This window comes from Streptacidiphilus rugosus AM-16 (genome assembly GCF_000744655.1).
Lineage (GTDB): Bacteria > Actinomycetota > Actinomycetes > Streptomycetales > Streptomycetaceae > Streptacidiphilus > Streptacidiphilus rugosus.
Genome location: NZ_JQMJ01000004.1, coordinates 6,028,284 through 6,053,309 on the forward strand (window position 1 = coordinate 6,028,284; position 25,026 = coordinate 6,053,309).

Sequence of the window (25,026 nt, forward strand, 5' to 3'; positions counted from 1 at the left end):
ACCTCGTGCGCGGTGAGCAGGGTCCCGTCCCGGTCGCCCGCGAAGGCGAGGCCGCGCGGTCCTCCCCGCGCGTCGCCGACCCGCACCAGCCCAGGCCCCACGTCCGCTCCTCCCGCCTGCGGCGCGCGCCGCGCCGAACCGTCGGGAGACTGCCCACGAACGAACGCCCCGCCGTCGTCCGTCCAACCGTCCGCCCCCGCCGCGCCCCGCGCGCCTGCCCGATGGGGTGGAAAACGTTTGGGGACGCCTGGCGTGCGATCTCTAATGCGGTGTCATATGTGAAATGTTAGTGTTCACCGCCAGGAGTCAGCGACACGACCGATCGGAGGCCCGCGGTGGAGCGGCGGCAGCAGAACAACGCGTTGCGCGGAGTCGGAAGCCACGACCGGAGCGTGCCGGCCGCGCTCGCCGAGAACTTCGCCCAGGGCTGGGCCGACACGTCGCTGTCGCTGCCGCGCCTGCCCGGCGCGGCGTACGCCGCCGCACGGCGCGCGGCGCTGTCCGAGCGCTTCCCCGGCGAAAGGATCGTCGTCCCCTCGGGCGGGCTCAAGGTCCGCAGCCACGACTTCGACTTCCACTTCCGCCCGCACTCCGCCTTCGTCCATCTGACCGCCGAGACGGGAACGTGGGCCGTTCCCGACAGCGTCCTCGTGCTGGAGCCCCACGGCAACGGTCACGACGTCACCCTGTTCACCCGGCCCCGCTCGCCGCGCACCGCGGGGCCCGGCGGCGCGGAGCTGTACAGCGACCGCCAGTACGGCGAGTTCTGGGTCGGCCGACGCCGCTCGCTCGCCGAGACGGAGGACGCGCTGGGCGTCGCGACCGCCTCCCGCGACCGGCTGGAGCAGGCGCTGCGCGGCGGCGGCGCGCCGACCAGGGTGATCCGGGGCCACGACGCGCTCGTCGACGCGCTGGTGCCGCCCGCGCCCGAGGCCGAGGCGGAGCTGCTGACCTTCCTGTCCGAGCTGCGGCTGGTCAAGGACGAGTGGGAGATCGAGCAGCTGCGCCTGGCCGTCGACTCCACGGTGGCCGGTTTCCACGACGTCGTCCGCGAACTGCGCCAGGCCACCCGCCTGGAGCGCGGCGAACGCTGGATCGAGGGAACCTTCAACCGGCGCGCCCGGCTCGACGGTTACGGCCTCGGCTTCGAGACCATCGCGGCGGCCGGGGCGCACTCCTCCACGCTGCACTGGATGCGCAACGACGGCCCGGTGCGCGAGGGCGACCTGCTGCTGCTGGACGCGGGCGTGGAGGCCGACTCCTTCTACACCGGCGACGTCACCCGCGCGCTCCCGGTCAGCGGACGGTTCAGCGACGCCCAGCGCAAGGTCTACGAGCTGGTGTACGCCGCGCAGTCGGCCGGCATCGCCGCGCTGCGCCCCGGCGCCCGCTACGGGGACTTCCACGACGCCGCGGTACGCGTCGTCGCCGAGGGCCTGGAGGCCTGGGGGCTGATCCCCGACGCCGAGGCCGCGCTCGCTCCCGACTCGACCCTCTACCGCCGCTACACCCTCTGCGGCTCCGGACACCACCTCGGCCTCGACTGCCACGACTGCGGCGCCGCACGTCAGGAGAGGTACATGGAGGGCGTGCTGGAGGCGGGCCAGGTTCTCACCGTGGAGCCGGGCCTCTACTTCCAGCCCGACGACCTGACGGTGCCGGAGGAGTTGCGCGGCATCGGCCTGCGCATCGAGGACGACTTCCTGATCACCGCCACGGGCGCGGAGTGCCTCTCCGCCGCCCTGCCGCGCGCGGCGGACGAGGTCGAGGCCTGGATGGCCTCGCTGCGATGAGCGGCAGAGGCAATCCCCCGGCCGGCGTGCGGGACGCGGTCCCCGGTCTCGCAGACCCCACGGTGCGACCGCGCCGGGTGCTCACCGCCGCGAGCCTGGCGACGGGCATGTGCGTCATCGACATCAGCATCCTCAACGTCGCGATCCCGGCGATCCGCAACGGTCTGCGGGCGAGCCTGCCGACGATGCAGCTCGCCGTCGACGCCTACGTGATCGTCATGGCCGGGCTGGTGCTGGCCGGGGCCGCAACGGTCGCGCGGTTCGGCGCGCTGCGCGTCTTCCGGATCGGGGTCGCGCTGTTCGGGCTCGCGTCCGTGCTGTGCGGGCTGGCGCCCGACGCGGCCGCGCTCGTCGCCGCCCGCGCCCTGCAGGGGCTGGGCGGCGTGCTGCTCACCCCGGCCACCCTGGTGCTGCTGACCGACACCTACCGGGACGCGGACGGCCGCGCCAGGGCCGTCTCCGTCTGGGCGACGGTCGCGGGAAGCCCGGTCGCCTTCGGGCCGATCCTGGGCGGCGCGCTGGTCGCGGCGGTGGGGTGGCGCAGCGTCTTCCTGGTGAACGTGCCCGCGGTGGCGGCCGTGCTGTGGCTGTCGGCCCGTCACATGCCGCGCGGCGGCCCGGCGAGCGGACGCAGGGAGCCGCAGGACGTGCTGGGCCAGCTGCTCGCGGTCGTGTTCCTCGGCGGGGTCGCGCTGGCGCTCACCGAGGGACGCGAGCTCGGCTGGACCCGGCCCCTCCCGGCCGCCGCCGCGGCGGCGGCCGTCCTGGCGCTCGGCGGGTTCCTGCTGCGCCAGCGTCGCTTCGCCTTCCCGGCGATCCCCGGCGACCTGTTCCGGGCGCCGGGGTTCCGCGGCTTCGTCACGGTCGGTCTGCTGCTCTTCGCCGGGTACTACGGCCTGGTCTTCTCCCTCAGCGTCTACCTCCAGCAGGTGCACGGGTACGGTCCGGTCACCACCGGCCTGTGCTTCCTGCCCTCCGCCCTGCCGATCACGCTGATGCCCTTGGTCGCCGGCCGCGTCCACGCGCGGCTGGGCGCGCCGCGGGTGCTCGGCATCGGGGTCCTGCTGACGCTGGTCGGCGGGGTGCTGCTCGCCCTCGTCGGCGGCGACGTCCCGGTCGGCACCTGCGTAGGGCTGCTCTTCATCGGGCTGGGGTTCGGCCTGGCGACCGTCCCGCAGATCACCCTGGTGATGGCGACGGCCCCGCCCCACCGCTCGGCCATCGCGAGCGGCCTGATGTCCGCGGGCCGCTCCACCGGCACCACCCTCGGCGTCGCCCTCCTCGGCGGCCTCCCCACCGCCCACGGCGGCATCACCGCCCCGGCCCTCGCGGCCGTCCTCCTCTACCTCCTCATGACCGCCACCCTCACCCTGGCCACCCGCCGCCTCCCACCCCCGCCGTCAGCCGACCCGGCGGCGTAGCGAGCCGACAGGGCCGCTGGCCCCGGCCCGACCCCAGCTCGCCCGCGGTCCCGAAGGAGTCCCGCGCGGCACCGCGGGCACCCTGCGCGAGCCGCGCCAGAGGCCCCGAAGGAGAGGCCCGAGCTAAGACCCGAGCCGCGCCCGGTGGAGGGTTGGCCAAGCGCCCTGCGCGAGCCATGCCAGGGCGGTCCCGAAGGAGGCCCAGGCCAAGACCCGAGCGGAACCCGGTGGAGGGCCGGCCAAGCGCCGCGCGCGAGCCATGCGAGGGCAGTCCCATCCCGCGAAAGGACCGGCGCGAGCCCGGCCGCCGGCGGGGGAAGGCCCGGCGGGGCCCTTCTGACCGGTCAGGGATCCAGCAGGGCAACTGGACCCCGGCGCGACCCAGGACCGCACGCGGTCCCGAAGGAGACCCGCGCGGCACCGCTGGAAGGCCGGCCAAGCGCCCCGCGCGAGCCATGCGAGGGCAGTCCCATCCGGCGAAAGGACCGGCGCGAGCCCGGCCGCCGGCCGGCAGGGTCCGGTCGCGGCGCCGCGCGCCGGGGCTAGACGAAGACCGCGAGGGAGCGCGCCTGGCCTGCGCGTTCCTCGATCAGGGCGAGGAAGCGGCCGTCGGGGTCGAAGACGGCGATCGGTTCGGTGGCGTCCATGCGGGGGCCGGCGATGCGGACGCCGTTGGTCAGCAGGCGCGCCTGGTCCGCCGTCACGTCCCAGCGGGGGAACGCCGCGGCCGCGGCCTCGGCGATGGGAAGGACGCGGTCCGCGAAGGACTCCTCCAGTTCCTCCAGCGTGTGGGCGACGTCCAGGCCGTAGGCGCCAACGCGGGTACGCCGGAGGGCGGTGAGGTGGCCGCCGACGCCGAGGTCCGCGCCGAGGTCGCGGGCGAGCGCGCGGATGTAGGTGCCGGAGGAGCAGTCCACCGTGACGTCCAGGTCGACGACGGCCGTGCCGTCCTCGGCCACCGCCGCACGGCGCGCGTGCCGCTCGAAGCGGGAGACCGTCACCGCGCGCGCGGCCAGCTCGAACTCCTCGCCGTCGCGCACCCGCGAGTACGAACGCTTGCCGTCGATCTTGATCGCGCTGACGCTGGAGGGGACCTGCTGGATCTCGCCGGTCAGCTTCGCGATGCCCGCGTCGATCGCCTCGTCCGTCACCTCCGCCGCCGACGCCGACGCGGTCACGTCGCCCTCCGCGTCGTCCGTGACGGTCGTCTGGCCGAGCCGGATCGTCGCCTCGTACGTCTTGGTCGTCAGCGCCAGGTGCCCGAGCAGGCGCGTCGCCCGCTCGCTGCCGACGACCAGGACGCCCGTCGCCATCGGGTCCAGCGTGCCGGCGTGGCCGACCTTGCGGGTGCCCGCCAGCCTGCGGATCCGGGCGACGACGGTGTGGGAGGTGATCCCGGCGGGCTTGTCGACGATGACCAGACCGTCGGGGCCGGTGCCCTTGCGCTTCAAGAGGTGATCAATCTTTCGTCTGGGAGGAAATCGCGCTGCGGAACGCCGCGACGGTCGCGGCCACCCCGATGCGCGAGGTGAAGCCGGCCGCGTAGGCGTGGCCTCCGCCGCCGAGCGCGGCGCAGGCCGCCGCCACGTCGACCGAGCCGTTGGCTCGGGAGGAGCCGCGAAGGCTGCCGTCCGGGTCCTCCTTGAGGACCAGGGCGACCTCGGCCTCCGCCGCCTTGCGGACCACGTCGATCAGGCCCTCGATCTCCTCCGGCGGCACGCCGTGCGCGAGCAGGTCGGCCCAGGGGACCCAGGTCCACACGAGGCCGAGCCCGTCCGCCGCCCGCCGGTCGAGCTGCGCCCGCTCCAGTGCGGCGGCCAGCACCTTCAGGTAGCCGAAGGACTGGGTGTCCCAGAGCCGGCGGGAGATCGCGTCGTGCCGGACGCCCGCCGCGAGCAGCCGCGAGGCGAACTCGTGGGTGGCCGGGGTGGTGGCCGCGTAGCGGAAGGAACCGGTGTCGCTGGCGACCCCGGCGTAGAGGCAGGTGGCGATCGGCTGGTCCAGCGGGATGCCGAGCCGGCGCAGCAGTTCGTCCACCAGGACCGCGGTCGCGGGCGCGAGCGGATCGATCAGTCGGCGGGTGCCGAAGCCGCCGTTCGACGCGTGGTGGTCGATCACGACGAGCGTCCGGGCGGATTCCGCCTTCGTCTGCAGCAGGCCGAGCCGCCGCGGGTCGGCGACGTCGAAGCTGATCATCAGCTCCGGGCGCTCGGGTACCGCGGAGACCGGGACGATCAGCTCCTGGCCCGGCAGGAAGGCGAGCGACGCCGGCACGATCTGCGGGTCGTCGCCGAAGGAGACGCGTACCTCCACGCCGCGCTGCCGCAGCGCCAGGCCGACCGCGAGCGCCGAACCGAGCGCGTCGCCGTCGGGCAGCACGTGGGCCACCAGGTCCACCGAGGAGGCGGACCCGATCGCGTCGAGCACCGCCTGCCAGTCCGCGTCCGTGGGGCGTCGCAGCTCCGCGCGGGGCGCGGGCAGCGACGGCGGGACGGACGGGACCGTCTGTGCGGGCAGCGCGGAAGCGCCCACCTCTCCGGTGGGCGCTTCCGCTGCGCCTTCGTGCCGGCCGAGCACGACTACTCGTCCTCTGCCTCGTCGTCGAGCTCTTCGTGCTCGCCGGGCTTGCGATAGGGGTCGGCGTCGCCGGCGAAGGTCTTGCCGACGGCGACGCTGCGCACCTCGGCGTCCTGCGCCCGCGCCTTGACGAGCAGGTCGTCCAGGTGACGGGCGGTGTCGGGGACGGCGTCCAGGACGAAGGTGAGGGTCGGGGTGAAGCGGACGCCGGTCTCCCGGCCCACCGTGGAGCGCAGGATGCCCTTGGCGCTCTCCAGCGCCGCCGCGGACGCCTCCCGCTCGGTCTCGTCACCGTGGACGGTGTAGAAGACGGTGGCCTGCTGCAGGTCGCCCGTCACCCGGGCGTCGGTGATGGTGACGAAGCCCAGGCGGGGATCCTTGATCCGCCGCTGCAGGGTCTCCGCGACGACCACCCGGATGCGGTCTGCGAGCTTGCGCGCCCTCGCGGTGTCGGTCACTGGTCCTCCTCGTGCTGTGGGCACCAAGGAACGGTACCCGGCCGCGCCCGCCTAGGGGCGCTCTGTCTGATTGTCCTACTCGTCTTCGTCATCGCGAAGCCTCCGCCTCGCCGACAGCAGCTGCACCTCGGGTCTCCCCGAGACCAGCCGCTCACAGCCGTCCAGGATCTCGACGACGTAGGACGCCTCGCCGGACACCACGGCCAGGCCGATCTCGGCTCTGCGGTGCAGATCCTGGTTTCCGGTCTCCGCAGCGCACACGCTGTACTTGCGTTGCAGCTCGGCCACGATGGGCCGCACGATCGATCGCTTCTCCTTGAGCGAGTGAATATCACCCAGAAGAAGATCGAACGTAAGTGTTCCCACGAACATGTGTGACAGGTCACGCCGACCTGTGAGGCCTCGGCACACCAGCGGGACAGCTGGTGCGATCACCGTACCGAGCGAGCAGGGGGCCGGTCGACGGGAATTCCCGCCGACCGGCCCCCACACCACTCAGGCCTTACGAGCGCGGCTTCTCGCGCATCTCGTAGGTCTCGATCATGTCCTCGACCTTGATGTCGTTGAACGAACCGAGCGTGACACCGGCCTCGAAGCCCTCGCGGACCTCGGTCGCGTCGTCCTTGAAGCGGCGCAGACCCTCGATGGTGAGGTTCTCCGCCACGACCTTGCCGTCGCGGATGAGGCGGGCCTTGGCGTTGCGGCGCAGCAGGCCCTCGCGGACCAGGACACCGGCGATGTTGCCGAACTTGGAGGAGCGGAAGACCTCGCGGATCTCCGCGGCGCCGAGGCGCACCTCCTCGTACTCCGGCTTGAGCAGGCCCTTGAGCGCCGCCTCGATCTCCTCGATCGCCTGGTAGATGACCGAGTAGTAGCGGATGTCGACGCCCTCGCGGTCCGCGGCCGTGCGGGCACGACCCTCGGCCCGGACGTTGAAGCCCAGGATGATCGCGTCGGAGCCCATGGCCAGGTCGACGTCGGACTCGGTGATCGCACCCACACCGCGGTGCAGGATCCGGAGCTCGACCTCCTCGCCCACGTCCAGCTTGAGCAGCGCGTCCTCCAGGGCCTCCACGGAACCGGAGACGTCACCCTTGATGATGAGGTTGAGCTGCTGGATGCCGCCGGCGGCGATGGCCTTGTCCAGGTCCTCGAGCGAGACGCGGACCGGACGACGCGCGAACATGGCGTTGCGGTCGCGGGCCGAGCGCTTCTCGGCGATCTGGCGGGCCGTGCGGTCCTCGTCGACGACGATGAAGCTGTCGCCGGCGCGGGGCACCGAGGTGAGACCGAGCAGCAGCACCGGACGGGACGGACCCGCCTCCTGGAGGTGGTTGCCGTTCTCGTCGAGCATGGCGCGGACGCGGCCGTAGCTGTCGCCGACCACGATCGAGTCACCGACGCGCAGGGTGCCGCGCTGGACGAGCAGCGTCGCCATGGCGCCGCGGCCCTTGTCCAGGTGGGCCTCGATCGCGATGCCCTGGGCGTCCTGCTCCGGGTTGGCCCGGAGGTCCAGGCTGGCGTCCGCGGTCAGGACCACGGCCTCCAGCAGCTGGTCGATGTTCAGGCCCTGGCGCGCGGAGATGTCGACGAACATGGTGTCGCCGCCGTACTCCTCGGCCACCAGACCGAACTCGGTCAGCTGACCGCGGACCTTGGTCGGGTCGGCGCCCTCGACGTCGATCTTGTTGACCGCGACCACGATCGGCACACCGGCGGCCTTGGCGTGGTTGAGCGCCTCGACCGTCTGCGGCATGACGCCGTCGTTGGCCGCGACCACGAGGATCGCGATGTCGGTGGACTTGGCGCCACGGGCACGCATGGCGGTGAACGCCTCGTGACCCGGGGTGTCGAGGAAGGTGATGGCGCGCTCGTCGCCGTTCACCTCGGTCACGACCTGGTAGGCGCCGATGTGCTGGGTGATGCCACCGGCCTCGCCCGCGACCACGTTGGTCTTGCGGATCGCGTCGAGCAGGCGGGTCTTACCGTGGTCGACGTGACCCATGACGGTGACGACCGGCGGACGCGCCACGAGGAACTCCTCGCCGCCCTCGTCCTCGCCGAACTCGATGTCGAAGGACTCGAGCAGCTCGCGGTCCTCGTCCTCGCGGGAGACGATCTCCAGCGTGAAGCCCATCTCGCCGGCGAGCATCTGCAGGATGTCGTCGGAGACGGACTGCGTCGCGGTGACCATCTCACCGAGGTTGAACATCACGGAGACGAGCGCCGCCGGGTTGGCGTTGATCTTGTCCGCGAAGTCCGTCAGCGAAGCGCCGCGGGAGAGACGGACCGTCTCGCCGTGACCCTTCGGCAGCATCACGCCGCCGACGGACGGGGCCTGCATGGCCTCGTACTCCTGGCGCTTCGCACGCTTCGACTTGCGGCCACGGGCCGGACGGCCACCGGGGCCACGGCCGAAGGCGCCCTGCGTGCCGCCACGGGCACCCGGACCGCCGGGACGACCGCCGAAGCCGCCGCCGCCACCGGGACGGGCACCGCCGCCGCCGAAGCCGCCGCCACCGCCACCGGGACGCGGACCGCCGAAGCCGCCGCCGCCCGCCGGACGGGCGCCCGGACCTGCCGGACGACCCTGGAAGCCGGGACGCGCGCCGCCGGGACCTGCCGGACGGCCGCCGGGGCCACCGGGGCCACGACCGCCGCCGGGGCCCGGACGCGGGCCGCTGGCGGGACGCTGCGGCATCATGCCCGGGTTCGGGCGGGGCATGCCGGACGGGCTCGGGCCGCCGGGACGCGGAGCGCCCTGCGGACGAGGCATCCCACCGGGAGCACCGGCGCCACCGGGACGGGGCGCGCGGTCACCGGCACCGGGAGCGCCGCCCGGACGCGGACGGTCGCCGCCGGGACGGGGGCCGCGGTCACCGCGGTCGGCACCGGGAGCACCGGCCGGACGCGGGGCGCCCGGACGCGGACGGTCGCCGCCGGGGCCACCGGCGCCGGGAGCACCGGCCGGACGCGGGGCGCCCGGACGGGCCATGCCCGTGTTGCTGGACGTGAAGGGGTTGTTGCCCGGACGGGGACCGGCCGGACGGGCGCCCGGCGTGGCCGGACGGGGGCGCCGGGGCGCGGCGCGTTGCCGGCCGGACGCGGCGCGGCCGGAGCCGCGGGGGTCTCGGGCTGGGCCGGAGCCGGAGCCGAGAACTCGGCCGCGGGCGCGACGGGGCGGGGCCCCGGCGTCGCGGTCGGACGCGGGCCCGGCGTGGCCGGACGCGCGGCGGCGGGCGCGGCAGGAGCCGGCGCCGCCGGAGCAGCCGCTGCGGGCTTGGGGGCCGGCGGCTTCGGAGCCGCGGGCGCGGCCGGACGCGGGGCGCCCGGCTTCGGGCCGGCACCGGCCGGCTTGGGGGCGGCCGACTTGGCCGCGGACTTGGCGGGGGCGGAACCCCCACCGAATGCAAGCTCAAGCTTGCGGACAACAGGCGCCTCGATGGTCGACGACGCCGAACGGACGAACTCACCGAGCTCCTGGAGCTTGGCCATGACGACCTTGCTCTCCACGCCCAAATCCTTGGCGAGTTCGTATACCCGGACCTTAGCCACTTCGCTCCTTCTAGGTCCGGGTTCTCCGCCGGACCGTCGCTACTTCATGCTCGTACTCATCGCGTACTCATCGAGTGCTCATCGCAATCTCGACCTACTTTCGACTTCGCGAGGTACCTGTTACCTGACTCAACTACTGGACAACTGCGGACGCCTCGACGTACCGCTCAAGCGCTGCGGTGTCGAGCGGACCCGTCCGGCGCAACGCCCGCGGGAACGCCCGTCGGCGCACGGCCGACACGAGGCAGCCCGGCTCGGGATGCACGTACGCGCCCCGACCGGGCGACGTGCCGCGGGGATCGGGGACGCAGACGTCCTCGACCGCCGTGACACGCAGCAGATCGTGTTTGGCCGCCCGCTTCCGACACCCCACGCACGTGCGTTCCGGGCATGCTTCTGTACGCGTCCGGCCAGACACGTCCAAGTCTACCCCTCTGATGGTCTTCGTTCCGACTCGGTTATCCGCGAACGATCAACTCTGCGTTCCCGCGTCGGTCCACTTCCGTAACGCGCTCAGGCCTCGGAAGCTTCCACGTCCGGCCGGATGTCGATGCGCCAGCCGGTCAGCCGGGCCGCGAGGCGGGCGTTCTGGCCCTCCTTGCCGATGGCCAGCGAGAGCTGGTAGTCCGGCACGGTCACCCGGGCGGAGCGGGCGTCGTAGTCGACGATCTCCACGTGTGTCACCCGTGCGGGCGACAGGGCGTTGGCGACCATCTCCGCCGGGTCGTCGGACCAGTCGACGATGTCGATCTTCTCGCCCATCAGCTCGCCCATGACCTGGCGCACCCGGCCGCCCATCGGGCCGATACAGGCGCCCTTGGCGTTGAGGCCGGGCTTGTCCGTCCACACGGCGATCTTGCTGCGGTGGCCGGCCTCGCGGGCGATCGCGGCGATCTCGACGGAACCGTCGGCGATCTCGGGGACCTCCAGCGCGAACAGCTTGCGCACCAGGTTCGGGTGCGTGCGCGACAGCGTCACGGACGGACCGCGGACGCCCTTCTTGACCGAGACGACGTAGCACTTGAGCCGGAGCCCGTGCTTGTACTCCTCGTTCGGCACCTGCTCCTGGGCCGGCAGGATCGCCTCGATCTTGCCGATGTCCACCAGCACGTTCTTCGGGTCCTTGCCCTGCTGGACCACGCCGGTCACGATGTCGCCCTCACGGCCGGCGTACTCGCCGAAGGTGACCTCCTCCTCGGCGTCCCGCAGGCGCTGCAGGATGACCTGCTTGGCCGTGCTCGCCGCGATCCGGCCGAAGCCGGTCGGGGTGTCGTCGAACTCGCGGGGGGTCGCCCCCTCCTCGACCTCGTCGGGGTCCTCGGTGGCCCAGACGGTGACGTGGCCGTTCTCACGGTTCAGCTCGACGCGGGCCTTGTGCCGCGAGCCCTCAGTGCGGTGGTACGCAATGAGGAGGGCCGACTCGATCGCCTGGACCAGCAGATCGAAATTGATCTCGCGCTCGCGAACGAGTCCGCGCAGGGCGCTCATGTCGATGTCCATGGCTACGCCTCCTCTTCTCTCTTCAGTTCTCGGTCACGCCTCGTCGGAGGCGTCGTCCTCTTCCACATCTACGTCATCGGCGGCGGAGTCCTTGCGGTTGAACTCCACCTGCACCCGGGCCTTGGCGATCTCCGTGTAGGCCAGGCGGCGCTCGGTGGCCTTGCCCCGGCCCTTGACCGGCGCGATCTCCAGCAGCACGCCCTCTTCGTCCGACTCCAGCACCCGGCCGGTCACGTCGCCACCGGTGCTGAGCTGCGCCTTCACCAGGCGGGTCGCGGCGCGACGCCAGTGGCGGGGCTGGGTGAGCAGGCGCTCGACGCCCGGGGAGCCGACCTCCAGCCGGTACTCGCTCTCGCCCATCACGTCGGAGGCGTCCAGCGCCTCGCCGAACAGGCGGCTCAGCTCGGCCACGGTGTCCAGGTCCACGCCCCCGTCGGCGTCGACGACCACGTCGAGCACGCGGCTGCCGCCCACACGGGTGAGCCTGACCTCCTCCAGATCGGCCCCCGCCTCTGCGGCGAGCGGCTCCAGCAGCTCGTGCAGCCGATCGTTCTGGGTGGTGCTCATCCGGATACTCCTCGGCCACGTCTGCTGTTGTCTGAAGGTCGCAAGTGCGCCCATAGCCTATCCGGTCGGCAGCGCTGCCGCCGATTCGGCACAAATCACCGGCGCGCTCCCACACATCTGGATCACACGGTAACGTCCCTGCTCATGGCCGTCCCTCTTCGTCGCCGCAGCCTGCTCACGGCCGGGCTGCTCGCCGTTCTCACCGCGTGCGGGAGCAACGGTTCCCCCGCCGGCCGCGGCGCCGACGGCCGGCCCGCTCCCACGCCCGCCGATCCCGACCAGACCGCCAGGCAGCGGATCGGCAGCGCGATGACGTCGCTGATCGCCGCGTACGACAGCACCTCCGCCCACGCCGTGCTGCGACGCCAGCTGGCCGAGGAGCTGGCGGCGCTGCACGGGGGGAGACCGACCGCGTCCCCCTCCGCCTCGTCCTCGCCCACCACCTCCTCCTCGGTGCTGTCCCCCGCGACGACGCGGACCGTGGTGTCCGACGCCACGCTCGCCGCACGTGAGCAGGAGCTCGGCGCGCTGTGCGCGACCGAGCTGCTGGCGACCTCCCCCGCGCTGGCCAGGCTGACGGCGTCCGTCGCCGCCGGCGCGGCCCAGCGCGCCGCGCTGCTGGGCGCGAAGCCGGTGGCCGCGGGGTCCTCGGGCGGCGACCGGATCCGTCCGAGCGCCGCCGAGGTCAGCGCGCTGCAGGCCGCACTGGGCGCGGAGCACGCGACGGTCTACGGCTACGGCGTCCTGGGCGCGCTGCTGAGCGACGCGCGCCGCACCCAGGCCACGTCCGACTACCAGCTGCACCGCGCCCGGCGGGACGCCCTGGAGGCGGAGCTCACCACCTCGGGCATCCGGCCGGCGGCGGCCGCGGCCGCGTACGAGCTCCCGTTCGCCGTCACCGACGCCGGCTCGGCGCGCCGACTGGCGGCACTGCTGGAGGAGCGCCTGGCGGCGGTGTACGCCAACGCGGTGCAGGCCGGCGAGAACGAACTGCGCGACCAGGCGGCGACCCAGCTGCGGCTCGCGGCCCTGCGCGCCCTGTCCTGGCGCGGCACCTCGACGCCCTTCCCCGGCCTGCCCGAGCGCTGAGCGGGCCCGGTGCCGGAGGTCCGCCGCGATGGCCGACAATGGAACGGCACGATCCACCACGAAGGGCGAGCATGACGGCACCAGGCTTCAGCGTTCCCGCCCGGCTCAAGGACACGGTCCGCCGCTGGACCTCCGACGCCGGATGCGAGTGGCTCGACGCGCTCCCCGGGCTCGCCGCGGCGTACCTGGACCGATGGGAGCTCAGCCTGGAGCGGGTCTGCGAGCCCGGCGGCCAGATCAGCCTGGTGCTGCTGGTGCGCCGCGCGGACGGCGCACCGGCCGCGCTGAAGATCGGCTACCCGGACCCCGAGGGCGAGCAGGAGCACGCCGCGCTCGCGCACTGGGACGGCCACGGCGCCGTCCGGTTGCTGGAGGCGGCTCCGGACGACCGCGCGATGCTGCTGGAACGCGCCAACAGCGAGGTGCCGCTGCGCTCGCTCCCGGAGAGCAAGGCGATGCTGGAGGCGCTCGGCACGCTGCGGCTGCTCTGGGTCGCCCCGCCGGAGGACCACCCGTTCACCTCGGTGCCCGACTACGTGGCGGACCTGCGCGAGATCCTGGTCCGGCGCAGGGAGATGCCGGCCGCGGCCGAACTGCGGCCCCTGGTCGACGAGGCGCTGGAGCTGTCGGCCGCGCTGCTCGACGACGCCACCGCGCGCGAGGAGCGGCTGCTGCTGCACGGGGACTACCACCACGGCAACGTCCTCGCCTCCGAACGCTCGCCCTGGCTGGCCATCGACCCCAAGCCGCTGGTCGGCGAACGCGCCTACGATCTGGCCTGGCTGGCCCAGGACCGGCTGGAGACGCTGGCCGGCTCCCCCGGCCCGCAGGCCGCCGCCCGCAGACGGCTGCAGCGCCTCGCCGCGGACGCCGCCGTCGACCCCGAGCGGCTGCGCGGCTGGACGCTGTTCCGCTCGGTCGAGGCGGGACTGTGGAGCCTGGACGTGGGCGACACCCAACACGCCTCGCTCTATCTGGAATTCGCGGCGATGCTGTGACCACGCCTCCCCGTACCGAGCCCCGACGTCCGGAGTGATGAACCTGTGGCAGAGCCGCCACGCCGCCGACGCCTGACCGACGACGAGATCGCCCGGGCCCGGCACTTCAGCCCTTACCTGCTGCTGCCCTGGGTCCTGCTGACGCTGGTCCCGCTCTCCTCCGACGTGCTGCACGGCGAGTACCCGCGCCCCTCGGTGGCGCTGGTGGCGCTGGCCGCCTTCGTGGTCCTCTACTGCGGCACGGTGGTCACGGCCCTGCGTCCGCGCCTGCACCACACCCGGCTGCCGATGCTGCTGGCCGCCCTGCTGGTGCCGGTGACGAGCGGTCTGGCCGGGGCCCTGCCGCACGGCTTCCTGCTCTTTCCCCTGCTGGCGGCGGCGGGTGCGCTGGTGGTGCCGGGGCGGTGGTCGCTGCTGGTGCTGCTGGGCGTCCCCGCCCTGTCCGCGCTGACGGCGTGGATGCGCGGCCAGTACGACGTGATCGTCTACGGCGCGCTGGGCAGCTTCCTGGCGGCCGCGCTGGTGCTGGCGCTGTTCCGGCTCTCGGTGGTGACGGAGCAGCTGAAGGAGGCGCGCAGGACCCGCACCGGCGCCGACCACGCGCCCGGCCACGGCCCCGCGTCCGGCCCGCCGCCTGGCGCCGATGCGACCACCGGCGGGGCCGAGGCCGACCCGCGGATCGATCCGGCCGCGGGCGTCGACGCGGTACCGGGCCAGGCGCCCGGCACCGGCTCCGAGGCGGGGCAGACTCCGACGGCCGTCACTGGCTCCGGCTCTGGTCCTGGTCCCGGACCCGGCCCGGACTCTGATCCCGGCTCTGCTCCGGGCCCGGGTCCAGGCCCTGGCCTGGGCCCAGGGACCGGCTCCAGCGCGGGTTCGGACGCGGAGTAGGCAGCGGGAGCGTCGCACCCATCACCGCGTACGGCAGCAGCGTGTTGGGGAACAGCACCCGCCGGGCCAGGTCGCGGTAGCCGAGCGAGCGGTAGAGCGCGCGGGCCGGCGTCTCCCGGTCGACGGCGGACAGGATGCTGCGCGGCAGGCCGGTCGCGCCGCAGAGCGTGGTGATCAGGGACCGGCCGAGCCCGATGCCCTGGAAGCGCGGGTGGACGTGGAGCTCGGTCACCGAGAAGGCGTCGTCGAGCCAGCCCTCGTTGCCGTTCGCGGCGAGACAGGGCTCGATGACGGAGCTCCACCAGTGGGCGCGGTCGTTGGGCATCCCGTAACCGAAGCCGACCAGCGTCCTGGCACGGAACGCCCCGAACGCGTGGACGCCGGGGAGTTGCGCGTGCCGCTCGACGATCTGCAGCCGCACCGCGAACTCGTCGGGCGAGAGCCCGAACGCGGCGGCCTGCACCTCAAGGGCGGCCGCCGCGTACGCGGCGAGATCGATGGGCTCGATCGTGACTTCGTCCATAGGCGGACGCTATCGCCTCACCCTGACCCAGAGCCATGCCGCTCCGTGTCGGGCGAGCGTCAGCGCCTGCGGGCGAAGAGGGAGACGGATCCGGCGAGGAGTCCGAGGGACAGCACGATCCCGGCGTAGGGCCAGGGCGACCGGCCGGGCGCTCCGGCGGCCGTGAGGGCGCCGCGCGCCGGATCCTGGTGCTCGACCGTCGAGGAGCGGGTGGTGGCCGCACCGATCTGCTGGACGCCGGGGATGGCGTCGGCGATCGGCGCCAGCGCGAGGGCGGTCCCCAGGGACTCGTGCGGTGCGGGTGCCGCCGTGGAGGGCGCCGCCGTGGGCGGGACCGACGTGGGCGGGACCAGGGCGGGGACCACGGACGCGGACGCCGCCGGCGCGGCCAGGTCGGTCGGGCGGGGCGAACCGGTCGGAGCCGACGCCGGAACGGCCGGTGCCGTGCCCGATCCCGCGGGGGTGCTTCTCCCCGCGGTGGCCGTCACCGTGACGGTAGCGGTAGCGGTGGCGGCGGCGGTCGCGGTAGCAGTGGCCGTCGCGGACGCGGTGACGGTGGCCGTGGCGCCGACGGAGGCCGAGGCCGAGGCCGAGGTCGACGGCATCCCGGTGGGTGTCTGTGTCGGCGTCTGCGTCGCGGTCGGCGAGGCGGTCGGCGTCGGGCAGCCGAGGTTGGTCAGCGAGGCGCTCAGGCGGTCGGTCAGGAAGGCCAAGAGGTCCTGGCCGTCCTGGGGCGAGACGGCGCCGGTGAAGAACTGCCGGTCCGTCCGCAGACGTGCGGCGCCCACCTGGCCGAGATTCGCGCAGTAGACCTTTGCGCTGCCCGGGTCCGTGCCGGCGCCGTGTCCGAGCAGCGGCTGTCCGACGCCCACGCGGTAGAGGTTGGTCTTGACCCGGCTGGCCGCGCCGCTGTGGCCCAGCACCATCGGGTCGTTCAGCGGCACCAGCGCCACCGGGGCCCGCTGGTCCGCTGCGGCCTGGAGCTCGTCCAGGGCCAGCGAGGTCGTCTGCTGACCGGGGTCGGCGAGGTCCGGCGCGGTCCAGGGGGTGCAGCCGAGGGGCGGGTCCACGAAGGCGGTCAGCAGCAGGTTGTCGCTGCCGTTGAGGATCGTGCTCGCGTGGTTGCCCAGGGCGGCCGCGTTCCTCGTGGTCCGCTGTGCGGTGCGGCCGTCGGCCGTGGCGAGGTACGCGGAGGTCACGTTGTCGCTCTGGTCCTGGTCGACCACGCCGAAGTCGCGGGTCGACGGACAGGGCGCGCCGTCACGGCCGGTGCCGAGCGGCGGGACCTTGAGTCTCCCGGTGCGCTCCGCGGCACGCGCCCCGGCGAAGAACGCCGGCGCGTTGCAGTAGGCGAACTGCCCGAAGATCGAGCCCGGCGTGCCGTTGACGCACCGGCCGGACGAGAGCGGGCCGCGCAGGGTGAGGTTGTCGCCGTTGAAGCCGAACCAGAGCGCCACCACGGCCCGCGCGGGCAGCTTGGGGCGGACGGGGGTGCGGGCCGGACGGGTGCCGCGGTCGACGACCAGCGGGTTGTAGACGGAGAGCGCGCCGGTCGCCGGGTCGAGCACGGTGGCCTGGACGAAGGCCGACTGTGCGGCGTCGGCCTCGTGGCACGGACCCTTCGCCGGGTCGGTGGCGGTCAGCCGGTAGGGGGTGGCCAGGCCGGTCGCGGACAAGGGGTCGGCCGGGACCAGGAGCGCACAGTCGGCGTTGGGGGCGGCCGGGGCAGCGGCCGCGGTGGGCTGCCCGCCGGGTGCGATCGCGGCGATCGCGCTTCCGAGCAGAGTCAACAGGCCCAGCAGGCCCGTCAGTACGCCGGCCAGCAACGGAAGCCGGCGGCGGGTCTTGCGGCGATGGGACAACTCGCGCCGTCCTTAGATCGGGGGCGCCAGGGGACCGGAGGGGAAGAATGGGGACGGGTCGCCCATGGCGAGGACGGCGCGAGTGTATGCACGCCGGACGGTCGTCCGAGCGGACCTCCACAACTTCTACAACTCCCGCACCAGAAGCGAACATCTGACGCACAGAACCCACTCAGGGTTCAGAACAGCACACTCATGAAGGCGCCGATCTCGGTGAATCCCACCCGGCGGTAGGCCGCCCGCGCGATCGCGTTGTAGTCGTTCACGTAGAGACTGACGACCGGGGCGACCTCGCGCAGCGCGACGTCGACGACGGTGGCCATGCCGCTCTCGGAGTGACCGCGACCGCGGAACTCGGGCGCCACCCAGACGCCCTGGATCTGGCAGGCCCGCTCGGTCGCCGCGCCGATCTCCGCCTTGAAGACCACCCGGTCACCCTCGAAGCGGGCGAACGCCCTTCCGTTGGTGACGAGTTCGGCCACCCGGGCGCGGTAGAGCAGGCCGCCGTCACCGGCCAGCGGGGAGACGCCGACCTCCTCGGTGAACATCGCGACGCAGGCGGGCAGCAGCAGGTCCATCTCGTCACGGCGGACCCGCCGCACCCGCGGGTCGGCGGCGATGGCGCGAGAGGGCTCCCAGGTGGCCATCAGCGGCTGGTGTCCGCGGACCTCGCGCGCGGGGCCCCAGTGCGGTTCCAGCAGCGCCCAGAGCTCGGCGGTCGCCTCGGCGGGACCGACGATGGACGAGCAGCGACGGCCCTGGCGGCGGGCACGCTCGGCGAAGGCCTGGACCGCCGCGGAGGAGGCGCTGAGCGGGACCAGGTTGGCGCCCGCGTAGCAGAGCGCCTCAAGCCGGCCGCCGTCGAACCAGCCCCACATCTCCCCGCCCAGACGCCACGCGTCCAGGCCCGCGACGGCGACCCTGGCCGCCACGAAAGCATTCTCGACGGGGTCGCGGTCCAGCACCTCGAGCGCGGCCGGAAGGTCCGCGGGCGTGAGTACTCGCGTCGTCGCCACCGAACTGCTCAACACGGGGGCACCCTATTCTCCTCATCCCGCCCTGGCGACCCCCTCGGCCAGGACGAAGCATTCATCGACACGCGTGGAAAAGCGTCAACCTGGGGTTGACGTTGTCCCGAGAACCACGACAACGTCAACCCCAGGTTGACCATTGAGACACGACGGACGCGTTACTCGCTGACGGCGACCGTCGGCGCTCCGCTCGCGACGCCCGCGTCCTGCATCTGCTCGGCGAGCTTGAGGGCTTCCTCGATCAGGGTCTCGACGATCTTGGACTCGGGGACGGTCTTGATGACCTCGCCCTTGACGAAGATCTGCCCCTTGCCGTTGCCCGACGCGACACCCAGGTCCGCCTCACGCGCCTCGCCCGGACCGTTCACCACACAGCCCATCACCGCGACCCGCAGCGGCACCTCCATGCCCTCCAGGCCCGCGGTGACCTCCTCCGCCAGCTTGTACACATCCACCTGCGCCCGCCCGCACGACGGACACGAGACAATCTCCAGACCGCGCTGACGCAGCCCCAGCGACTCCAGGATCTGGTTCCCGACCTTGATCTCCTGCGCCGGCGGCGCCGACAGCGAGACCCGGATCGTGTCCCCGATCCCCTCCGCCAGCAACGCACCGAACGCCACCGCCGACTTGATCGTCCCCTGGAACGCCGGACCCGCCTCGGTCACCCCCAGATGCAGCGGATAGTCGCACGCCGCCGCCAGCTTCCGGTACGCCGCGATCATCACGACCGGGTCGTTGTGCTTCACCGAGATCTTGATGTCACGGAACCCGTGCTCCTCGAACAGCGAGCACTCCCACAACGCCGACTCCACCAGCGCGTCCGGCGTGGCCCGCCCGTACTTCTCCAGCAGCCGCCTGTCCAGCGAACCCGCGTTCACCCCGATCCGGATCGGCACCCCCGCGTCACCGGCCCGCTTCGCGATCTCCTTGACCTGGTCGTCGAACTGCCGGATGTTCCCCGGATTCACCCGCACCGCCGCGCAGCCCGCGTCGATCGCCGCGAACACGTACTTCGGCTGGAAATGGATGTCCGCGATCACCGGGATCTGCGACTTCCTCGCGATGATCGGCAACGCGTCCGCGTCGTCCTGCGAGGGACACGCCACCCGCACGATCTGACAACCCGACGCGGTCAGCTCCGCGATCTGCTGCAGCGTCGCGTTCACATCCGAGGTGACGGTCGTCGTCATCGACTGCACCGAGATCGGCGCGCCGCCGCCGACCGGCACATTACCCACCATGATCTGACGGCTCTGGCGGCGCGGGGCCAGCGGCTCCAGCGGAACGGACGGCATTCCCAGCGAGATCGCGGTCATTGCTTGCGTAATCCCCAAGGTGAGGCGACGGCCACCCGGTCGATCCGGGCGAGCCGGGCGCGCTGCGTATCGGTCGGCGCACCCGGCCCCACGTTACCGGAACAAGCTGTACGGACTGTGCCCCGCTACCCCAGGCGCACCGGGTTCACCACGTCCGCCACCATCACCAGGAGGGTGAAGCAGACGAAGATCCCGGCCACCACGTAGGCGACGGGCATCAGCTTCGCCACGTCGAACGGGCCCGGGTCGGGCCGCCTGACCAGCTTGGCCGCCCGCCGGCGCACGGCCTCCCAGAGGGCGCCGGCGATGTGCCCGCCGTCGAGCGGGAGCAGCGGCAGCATGTTGAGCAGGAAGAGTGAGAGGTTCAGCCCGGCCAGCAGGTTCAGCATGGTCGCGATCCGCGCGCTCGCGGGGGCGTGCATGGCCAGCACGTCGCCGCCGACCCTGGCCACGCCGACGACGCCGACGGGCGAGTCGAGCGAACGCTTCTTGCCCTCGAAGGCCGCACCCCACAGGGCCGGGATCTTGGACGGCAGGGCGACGATCGAGGAGACGCCCTGCTTGGCCATCCCGCCCATCTTGTCCAGGCTCTCGCCGAGGCCGAGCTGGACGGTCGGAGTGATCGGCTGGATGCCGAGGAAGCCGACCTTGACCGTCTGATCGGTCGGGTTGCCGTTGGAGTCGATCGCGTAGAGCGTGTTCGTGGTCAGCGTGACCGGCTGGCTGATCGACTGACCGTTCCGGGTGATGCCGAGGGTCACCCGGTCGTTCGGGTGCTTGCGGATCTCGTTCTGCAACTGGTCGTAGGTGGTGATCGCGACGCCGTTGAAGGAGGTGATCCGGTCGCCGGCCTTCAGGCCCGCGGCCGCGGCCGGTGTCTCCGGGTTGGCGTGGGTGCAGGTCTTGGTCTGCGCCTCGGTGGAGTTGCTCGCCACCACGCACTGCTGCACGTACGAGACCGTCGGCTGCGCCTGCGGCGTGCCGAAGCCCATCAGCACGACCAGGAAGAGCACGAACGCCAGGATCAGGTTCATGAACGGGCCGAAGAACATGATGATGATCCGCTGCCACGGCTTGCGCGTGTAGAACAGGCGGTCCTCGTCGCCCGGCTGCAGGTCCTCGAAGGACTGCTCGCGCGCGTCCTCGATCATGCTGCGCCAGGGCGAGGTGGAGCGGGCGGTGACCTTGCCGTCCGCGCCGGGCGGGAACATCCCGATCATCCGGATGTAGCCGCCGAGCGGGACGGCCTTGACCCCGTACTCGGTCTCGCCCTTCCTGCGCGACCAGATGGTCGGCCCGAAACCGACCATGTACTGCGGCACCCGCACCTTGAAGACCTTGGCCCAGGTGAGGTGTCCCAGCTCGTGCCAGGCGATGGAGAAGAGCAGGCCGAGCACGAAGACCACGATGCCAAGGATCGTCATCAGTGTCGTCATCGTCGTGCCGCTCCCTCTGCTGCCGCTCGGACCGCTGCTTCTCGCACCGCTGCTGCGGTCGCGCCGTACATCATGCCGTCACCCGGCCGCGATCGCCTGAGCCCGCGAGCGGGCCCAGCTCTCCGCAGCCAGGACGTCCTCCAGGGTGAGTGAGGTTCCCCGGGCCGGCGTGCCGTGCTCCTCGACCACCTTCGCCACGGTATCCACGATCCCTGTGAAGGCCAGCCTGCCCTGCAGGAACGCCTCGACGCACTCCTCGTTGGCGGCGTTGAAGACGGCCGGCGCGGTGCCGCCGAGCGTACCGACCTCACGGGCCAGACCCACCGAAGGGAACGCCTGGGTGTCGAGCGGGAAGAACTCCCAGCTCGCCGCCTTCGTCCAGTCGCAGCCCGGCGCGGCGTCCGGGACGCGGTCCGGCCAGCCGATGCCGAGCGAGATCGGCATCCGCATGTCCGGCGGGCTCGCCTGGGCCATCGTCGAGCCGTCGGTGAACTCCACCATCGAGTGGACGATCGACTGCGGATGGACCACGACCTCGATCCGCTCGAACGGGATGTCGTAGAGCAGGTGCGCCTCGATGACCTCCAGGCCCTTGTTGACCAGGGTCGCCGAGTTGATCGTGACGACCGGGCCCATGGCCCAGGTCGGGTGGGCGAGCGCCTGCTCACGGGTGACCCCGGCCAGCTTCTCGCGGCTCCAGCCGCGGAAGGGGCCGCCGCTGGCGGTCACCACCAGCTTGCGGACCTCCCTGCGGGTGCCGGCGGTCAGCGCCTGGAAGAGGGCCGCGTGCTCGGAGTCGACCGGCACGATCTGACCGGGCTTGGCGACCGCCTTGACCAGCGGGCCGCCGACGATCAGCGACTCCTTGTTCGCGAGCACGAGCACGCGCCCGGCGCGCAGCGCGGCGAGGGTCGGCGCGAGGCCGATGGAGCCGGTGATGCCGTTCAGTACGGAGTGGCACTCCATGCCGGCGAGCTGCGTCGCCGCGTCCGGCCCGACCAGGATCTCCGGCAGCGCGGCGCCCGCGGGCGCGGCGGCGGCGAGCGCCTCCTTCAGCGGCGCGGCGGCCTCCGGCTGGGCGACGGCGACGACCCCGACCCCGAGCCGCAGCGCCTGCTCGGCCAGCAACCCGACCCGCCCGCCCGCGGCGGACAGCCCGACGACCCTGAAGCGGTCCGGGTTGCGCAGCACCACGTCGATGGCCTGCGTCCCGATGGACCCGGTGGACCCGAGGATCACCAACTCCCTCGGCCCCTCGGGGTCGGCCACGACGGGCTCGAAGCGCAGATGCGGGTCGGCAAGAAGTGTCATGCCGCCATCCTCGCACCTCCCGACAAGGCCCAGCCGCAACCAAAGGAGCGCGGGGCTCTACCCATGTGCGCCTCCGGCGCGTGGACGCGACCGTGTCGGCACGCTTCGCGACGGCGGGCCGGTGGCAACCACCCAGAGGCGCGGGACTCCACCGAAATGCGCCTCCGGCGCGTGGGCGCGACCGAGTCGGCACGCTTCGCGACGGCGGGCCGGCGGCAACCACCCAGGCGCGCGGGGAACTGTGCGACAAGCCACCCTCGGTGGTGACTCGCCGAACGAGCAGGGCCATCCGCACCCGGTGGTTGCTCGCGCAGTTCCCCGCGGCCCCGGAGGGGGCTACTGGCCGGTGGGGTGGGCCTTGAACCAGCCGATGAAGCCATCGGCCGGGCTGCCGATGCCCGTCACGTCGTCGAAGCCCTTCGCCGTCGTCAGGCTGCTGTCCTTGTTCTCCAGGAGAAGCAGCGGGTTGCCCTGCTGGTCCGCCGCCCCGAAGCTCGGCTCGTGGCCGAGCGCACCCGCGCCCGGAACCACGTCGTGGAGGCTGGGCGTGCCGTACTGCTTGTACAGGGCCGGGTTCGCGAAGCCCAGCGCGCTGCCGCCGGACTGGATCGCCAGGGCCTCGGTCGCGCTGAACAGCGGGCACGCCAGGCTGGTGCCGCCGACCGTCATCTCCTCGTACTTGCCGCCGCTCAGCCCGAAAGTCACGCCGCCGTCGGAGGCCGGCCGGGACACCGCGGTGCCCACCGTCTGGCCGACGACCAGGCCGGTCAGGCTGTCCGCCTCCATCGACACGTCGGGCAGCACCCGCTGCGGCTGGCTCCCGCCCGACGAGAGCGCGCTCGGCACCACGCCCTTCTGGTACCACGGCTGGGAGAAGACCTGACTGGCCCCGCCGCCGCCGCCGGCGTCGAACGTCCCCTGCGAGGACCAGCCGCCGCCGCTCTGCTTGTAGATCATCGTCCCCCAGCCGGTCTCCCACTGGTAGTGACCGGCCGCGTCCAGGCCCAGCGTGGTCCCGCCCACGCCGGTCACGAAGGCGTCCGACGCGGGGTAGCTGGCCGCGGGGGTGTCCGAGTGCGGCTGCTTGGTGAGGGTGTAGTCGCCCTGGTCGCCCGTCGAGAAGTTGAAGTTGATCCCCTCGACCGCGCCCTGCTCGAAGATCTGCCGGCCGGCCTGGAAGTCGGCGCTGTCGGTCGACGCCTCGGTGCCGCCCCAGGAGTTGGAGACGATGTCGGCGCTGTGGGTCGAGACGATCTTCTGGAAGGCCCGGAAGAACTCCGAGTCGTCCGGCGACTGGACGCCGTAGTAGACGATCTTCGCCGCGGGCGCGAGCGCGTGCACCGCCTCGATGTCGAGCGTCTCCTCGCCCCACCAGCCGCTGGCGTCGCTCGCGGAGGAGCGGGACGGGTCGTAGGACTTCGGCACGTCCTGGACCAGCTGGCCGGACTGCAGCTCGGGCAGGCCCATCGAGCGCGACCAGGCGTTGACGTCGGCCTCGATGGTCGGCGAGGCGTAGGCGTCGACGACAGCGATGGTGACGTTCTGTCCGTTCATCCCGCTGGCCTCGGCGCCGTACGCGGTGCGCAGCTGCTTCGCGGTGTAGCCGCACAGCATCTGCTGCGGCACCCCGTCGGGGCCGGCCGGCAGCGGCGTGGCGCGCTGGCCGTAGTAGCTGCTGCAGTCCGCGCTGCCGGCGTGCAGCAGGTGCGGCTTGGAGACCGGGCTGGAGGTGGTCAGACCGGAGACCGCCGACACGTAGCTGCCGATGTTCGCGGGGTACTGCGGCTGCGAGGTCGGCGCGATGTCGACCCGGCCGTCGTGCCGGAAGCGGTGGATGTGGACCTTGAGCGTCTGCTCGACCTTGCCGATGGTGGTGGAGACCACGATCGACTGCGAGTCCTGGTTGAGGATCTGCATCCCGGCCTGCTGCACCCAGGCGGTGACGGCCGCCCCGGCGCCCTGGCCGGAGGCGTAGGTCGTACCGAACGCGTCCGGGGTGAGGAACTTGTGGTAGTTCGGGTCGCCGGGGGTGCCGACGGCGACCGCGTAGGCGTCCAGGTTCTGCGGCTTGGCCTTGGCGAACCAGACCGTACCGGTGACGACGGTGCGCGGGTTGGCCGAGCCGATGTCGTTGGCCGCGACCGCCCAGGCCGGAGCCGACCAGGAGGTCTGGCTCTGGAAGGCCATGGTCCCGTCGTTGCTGGCGCTGTTGCCGCCGCCACCGCCCTTGGCGCCGGAGCCGTGGTTGGCGATCGCGACGCCGGTGACCACCACGGCGAGCGCGACCAGGGCGCCGCCGACCACCAGCCCGCGCCGACGCCGCGGCGGCTTTCCCGGCCCGCCGGGGCCCATCGGACCGCCGGGGCCGCCGCCGTAGGGCGGCTGCTGCGGCGGACGCGGCGGCGCGCCGTACGGCGGCTGCTGCGGATACCCCTGCGGCGGACGCGGTGGTCCGCCGTAGGGCGGTTGCTGCGGAGGCTGCTGCGGGTACCCGGGCGGCGCGCCGTACGGCGGCCGGGGCGGCTGCTGCGGAGGCGGCTGCGGCGGGTAGCCCTGCGGCGGCTGCTGCGGATAGGGCTGTGGCTGCTGCGGCTGACCGCCGTAGGGGTTCTGTGGAGGGTAGCCACGCGGCGGCTGCTGCGGGTTCTGCCCGTACGGCGGGTAACTCACGCTGGACCTGTCCTCGTCGATGGGA

18 protein-coding genes and 2 pseudogenes are annotated in these 25,026 nt (G+C 72.9%); 5 read left to right on the top strand and 15 right to left on the bottom strand.

Features of this window, described 5'->3' with window-relative positions; all coding sequences use genetic code 11:
• The first annotated feature begins 335 nt into the window (after positions 1-335).
• Both BS83_RS36300 and BS83_RS36305 read left to right on the top strand, forming a co-directional pair.
• A complete protein-coding gene (locus BS83_RS36300; protein WP_408641064.1) occupies positions 336-1,793 on the top strand; it encodes an aminopeptidase P family protein in 1,458 nt (485 codons plus the stop codon).
• Entirely contained in the window at positions 1,790-3,214 is a 1,425-nt protein-coding gene (locus BS83_RS36305) for an MFS transporter (RefSeq protein ID WP_051944731.1), read from the top strand. Before BS83_RS36300 ends, BS83_RS36305 begins: the two co-directional genes overlap by 4 nt.
• 542 nt (positions 3,215-3,756) lie before the next feature.
• On the opposite strand, the gene truB is transcribed toward BS83_RS36305, so the two are convergent.
• The 8 genes and pseudogenes from truB to rimP form a co-directional block, all read right to left on the bottom strand.
• The gene (truB, locus tag BS83_RS36310; RefSeq protein WP_037607535.1) at positions 3,757-4,665 is read right to left on the bottom strand and encodes a tRNA pseudouridine(55) synthase TruB; all 909 of its coding nucleotides are present in this window, start codon (positions 4,663-4,665) and stop codon (positions 3,757-3,759) included.
• 7 nt (positions 4,666-4,672) lie between these two features.
• Entirely contained in the window at positions 4,673-5,746 is a 1,074-nt protein-coding gene (locus BS83_RS42580) for a DHH family phosphoesterase (RefSeq protein WP_084715236.1), read from the bottom strand.
• A 47-nt stretch (positions 5,747-5,793) separates the two neighbouring features.
• Positions 5,794-6,249, bottom strand: coding sequence for a 30S ribosome-binding factor RbfA (gene rbfA / locus BS83_RS36320; protein WP_037607536.1), 456 nt, complete (start codon positions 6,247-6,249; stop codon positions 5,794-5,796).
• 75 nt (positions 6,250-6,324) lie between these two features.
• A complete protein-coding gene (locus tag BS83_RS36325; protein WP_037607537.1) occupies positions 6,325-6,621 on the bottom strand; it encodes a DUF503 domain-containing protein in 297 nt (98 codons plus the stop codon).
• Positions 6,622-6,751: 130 nt separating this feature from the next.
• Positions 6,752-9,804, bottom strand: a pseudogene (infB, locus tag BS83_RS36330) (translation initiation factor IF-2).
• A 133-nt stretch (positions 9,805-9,937) separates the two neighbouring features.
• On the bottom strand, positions 9,938-10,222 hold the full coding sequence (locus BS83_RS44565; protein WP_084715238.1) for a YlxR family protein: 285 nt from the start codon (positions 10,220-10,222) through the stop codon (positions 9,938-9,940).
• Between the two features lie 95 nt (positions 10,223-10,317).
• Entirely contained in the window at positions 10,318-11,304 is a 987-nt protein-coding gene (nusA, locus tag BS83_RS36335; RefSeq protein WP_037607538.1) for a transcription termination factor NusA, read from the bottom strand.
• Between the two features lie 33 nt (positions 11,305-11,337).
• Positions 11,338-11,871 (bottom strand): ribosome maturation factor RimP, encoded by a 534-nt coding sequence (rimP, locus tag BS83_RS36340; protein WP_037607539.1) that lies wholly within the window; start codon positions 11,869-11,871, stop codon positions 11,338-11,340.
• 144 nt (positions 11,872-12,015) lie between these two features.
• Here rimP and BS83_RS48645 point away from each other — a divergent pair, with 144 nt between their 5' ends.
• The 3 genes from BS83_RS48645 (at position 12,016) to BS83_RS46845 (ending at position 14,849) form a co-directional block, all read left to right on the top strand.
• On the top strand, positions 12,016-12,960 hold the full coding sequence (locus BS83_RS48645) for a ferritin-like domain-containing protein (protein WP_332262369.1): 945 nt from the start codon (positions 12,016-12,018) through the stop codon (positions 12,958-12,960).
• Between the two features lie 71 nt (positions 12,961-13,031).
• Positions 13,032-13,958, top strand: coding sequence for an aminoglycoside phosphotransferase family protein (locus BS83_RS36350; RefSeq protein ID WP_037607540.1), 927 nt, complete (start codon positions 13,032-13,034; stop codon positions 13,956-13,958).
• Positions 13,959-14,003: 45 nt separating this feature from the next.
• On the top strand, positions 14,004-14,849 hold the full coding sequence (locus BS83_RS46845; protein ID WP_051944734.1) for a hypothetical protein: 846 nt from the start codon (positions 14,004-14,006) through the stop codon (positions 14,847-14,849).
• Position 14,850: 1 nt separating this feature from the next.
• Here the strand turns inward: BS83_RS46845 and BS83_RS36360 are convergent.
• The 7 genes and pseudogenes from BS83_RS36360 to BS83_RS36395 all read right to left on the bottom strand — a co-directional run.
• Positions 14,851-15,372 (bottom strand): annotated as a pseudogene (locus BS83_RS36360) (GNAT family N-acetyltransferase); the annotation flags it as partial.
• 59 nt (positions 15,373-15,431) lie between these two features.
• Entirely contained in the window at positions 15,432-17,234 is a 1,803-nt protein-coding gene (locus tag BS83_RS46850) for a hypothetical protein (protein ID WP_063774304.1), read from the bottom strand.
• Positions 17,235-17,413: 179 nt separating this feature from the next.
• A complete protein-coding gene (locus BS83_RS36375) occupies positions 17,414-18,262 on the bottom strand; it encodes a GNAT family N-acetyltransferase (RefSeq protein ID WP_408641109.1) in 849 nt (282 codons plus the stop codon).
• Positions 18,263-18,423: 161 nt separating this feature from the next.
• The gene (gene ispG, locus BS83_RS36380; protein ID WP_037607542.1) at positions 18,424-19,584 is read right to left on the bottom strand and encodes a flavodoxin-dependent (E)-4-hydroxy-3-methylbut-2-enyl-diphosphate synthase; all 1,161 of its coding nucleotides are present in this window, start codon (positions 19,582-19,584) and stop codon (positions 18,424-18,426) included.
• A 125-nt stretch (positions 19,585-19,709) separates the two neighbouring features.
• Entirely contained in the window at positions 19,710-21,020 is a 1,311-nt protein-coding gene (locus BS83_RS36385) for a M50 family metallopeptidase (RefSeq protein ID WP_037607543.1), read from the bottom strand.
• A gap of 78 nt (positions 21,021-21,098) precedes the next feature.
• Entirely contained in the window at positions 21,099-22,331 is a 1,233-nt protein-coding gene (gene dxr, locus BS83_RS36390) for a 1-deoxy-D-xylulose-5-phosphate reductoisomerase (protein WP_037607544.1), read from the bottom strand.
• 336 nt (positions 22,332-22,667) lie between these two features.
• Positions 22,668-25,001 carry a S53 family peptidase gene (locus tag BS83_RS36395; RefSeq protein WP_084714683.1) on the bottom strand — a complete coding sequence of 778 codons (2,334 nt, stop codon included), beginning with the start codon at positions 24,999-25,001 and terminating at the stop codon, positions 22,668-22,670.
• Between the last annotated feature and the right edge of the window lie 25 nt (positions 25,002-25,026).

What these genes read in the sequence shown, in the direction of transcription:
- BS83_RS36385 (WP_037607543.1), bottom strand. Translation starts at nt 21,020, where the DNA reads ATGACGACACTGATGACGATCCTTGGCATCGTGGTCTTCGTGCTCGGC.
- dxr (WP_037607544.1), bottom strand. Translation starts at nt 22,331, where the DNA reads ATGACACTTCTTGCCGACCCGCATCTGCGCTTCGAGCCCGTCGTGGCC.
- ispG (WP_037607542.1), bottom strand. Translation starts at nt 19,584, where the DNA reads ATGACCGCGATCTCGCTGGGAATGCCGTCCGTTCCGCTGGAGCCGCTG.
- rimP (WP_037607539.1), bottom strand. Translation starts at nt 11,871, where the DNA reads ATGAGCACCACCCAGAACGATCGGCTGCACGAGCTGCTGGAGCCGCTC.
- BS83_RS36305 (WP_051944731.1), top strand. Translation starts at nt 1,790, where the DNA reads ATGAGCGGCAGAGGCAATCCCCCGGCCGGCGTGCGGGACGCGGTCCCC.
- BS83_RS36350 (WP_037607540.1), top strand. Translation starts at nt 13,032, where the DNA reads ATGACGGCACCAGGCTTCAGCGTTCCCGCCCGGCTCAAGGACACGGTC.
- nusA (WP_037607538.1), bottom strand. Translation starts at nt 11,304, where the DNA reads ATGGACATCGACATGAGCGCCCTGCGCGGACTCGTTCGCGAGCGCGAG.
- BS83_RS48645 (WP_332262369.1), top strand. Translation starts at nt 12,016, where the DNA reads ATGGCCGTCCCTCTTCGTCGCCGCAGCCTGCTCACGGCCGGGCTGCTC.
- BS83_RS36325 (WP_037607537.1), bottom strand. Translation starts at nt 6,621, where the DNA reads ATGTTCGTGGGAACACTTACGTTCGATCTTCTTCTGGGTGATATTCAC.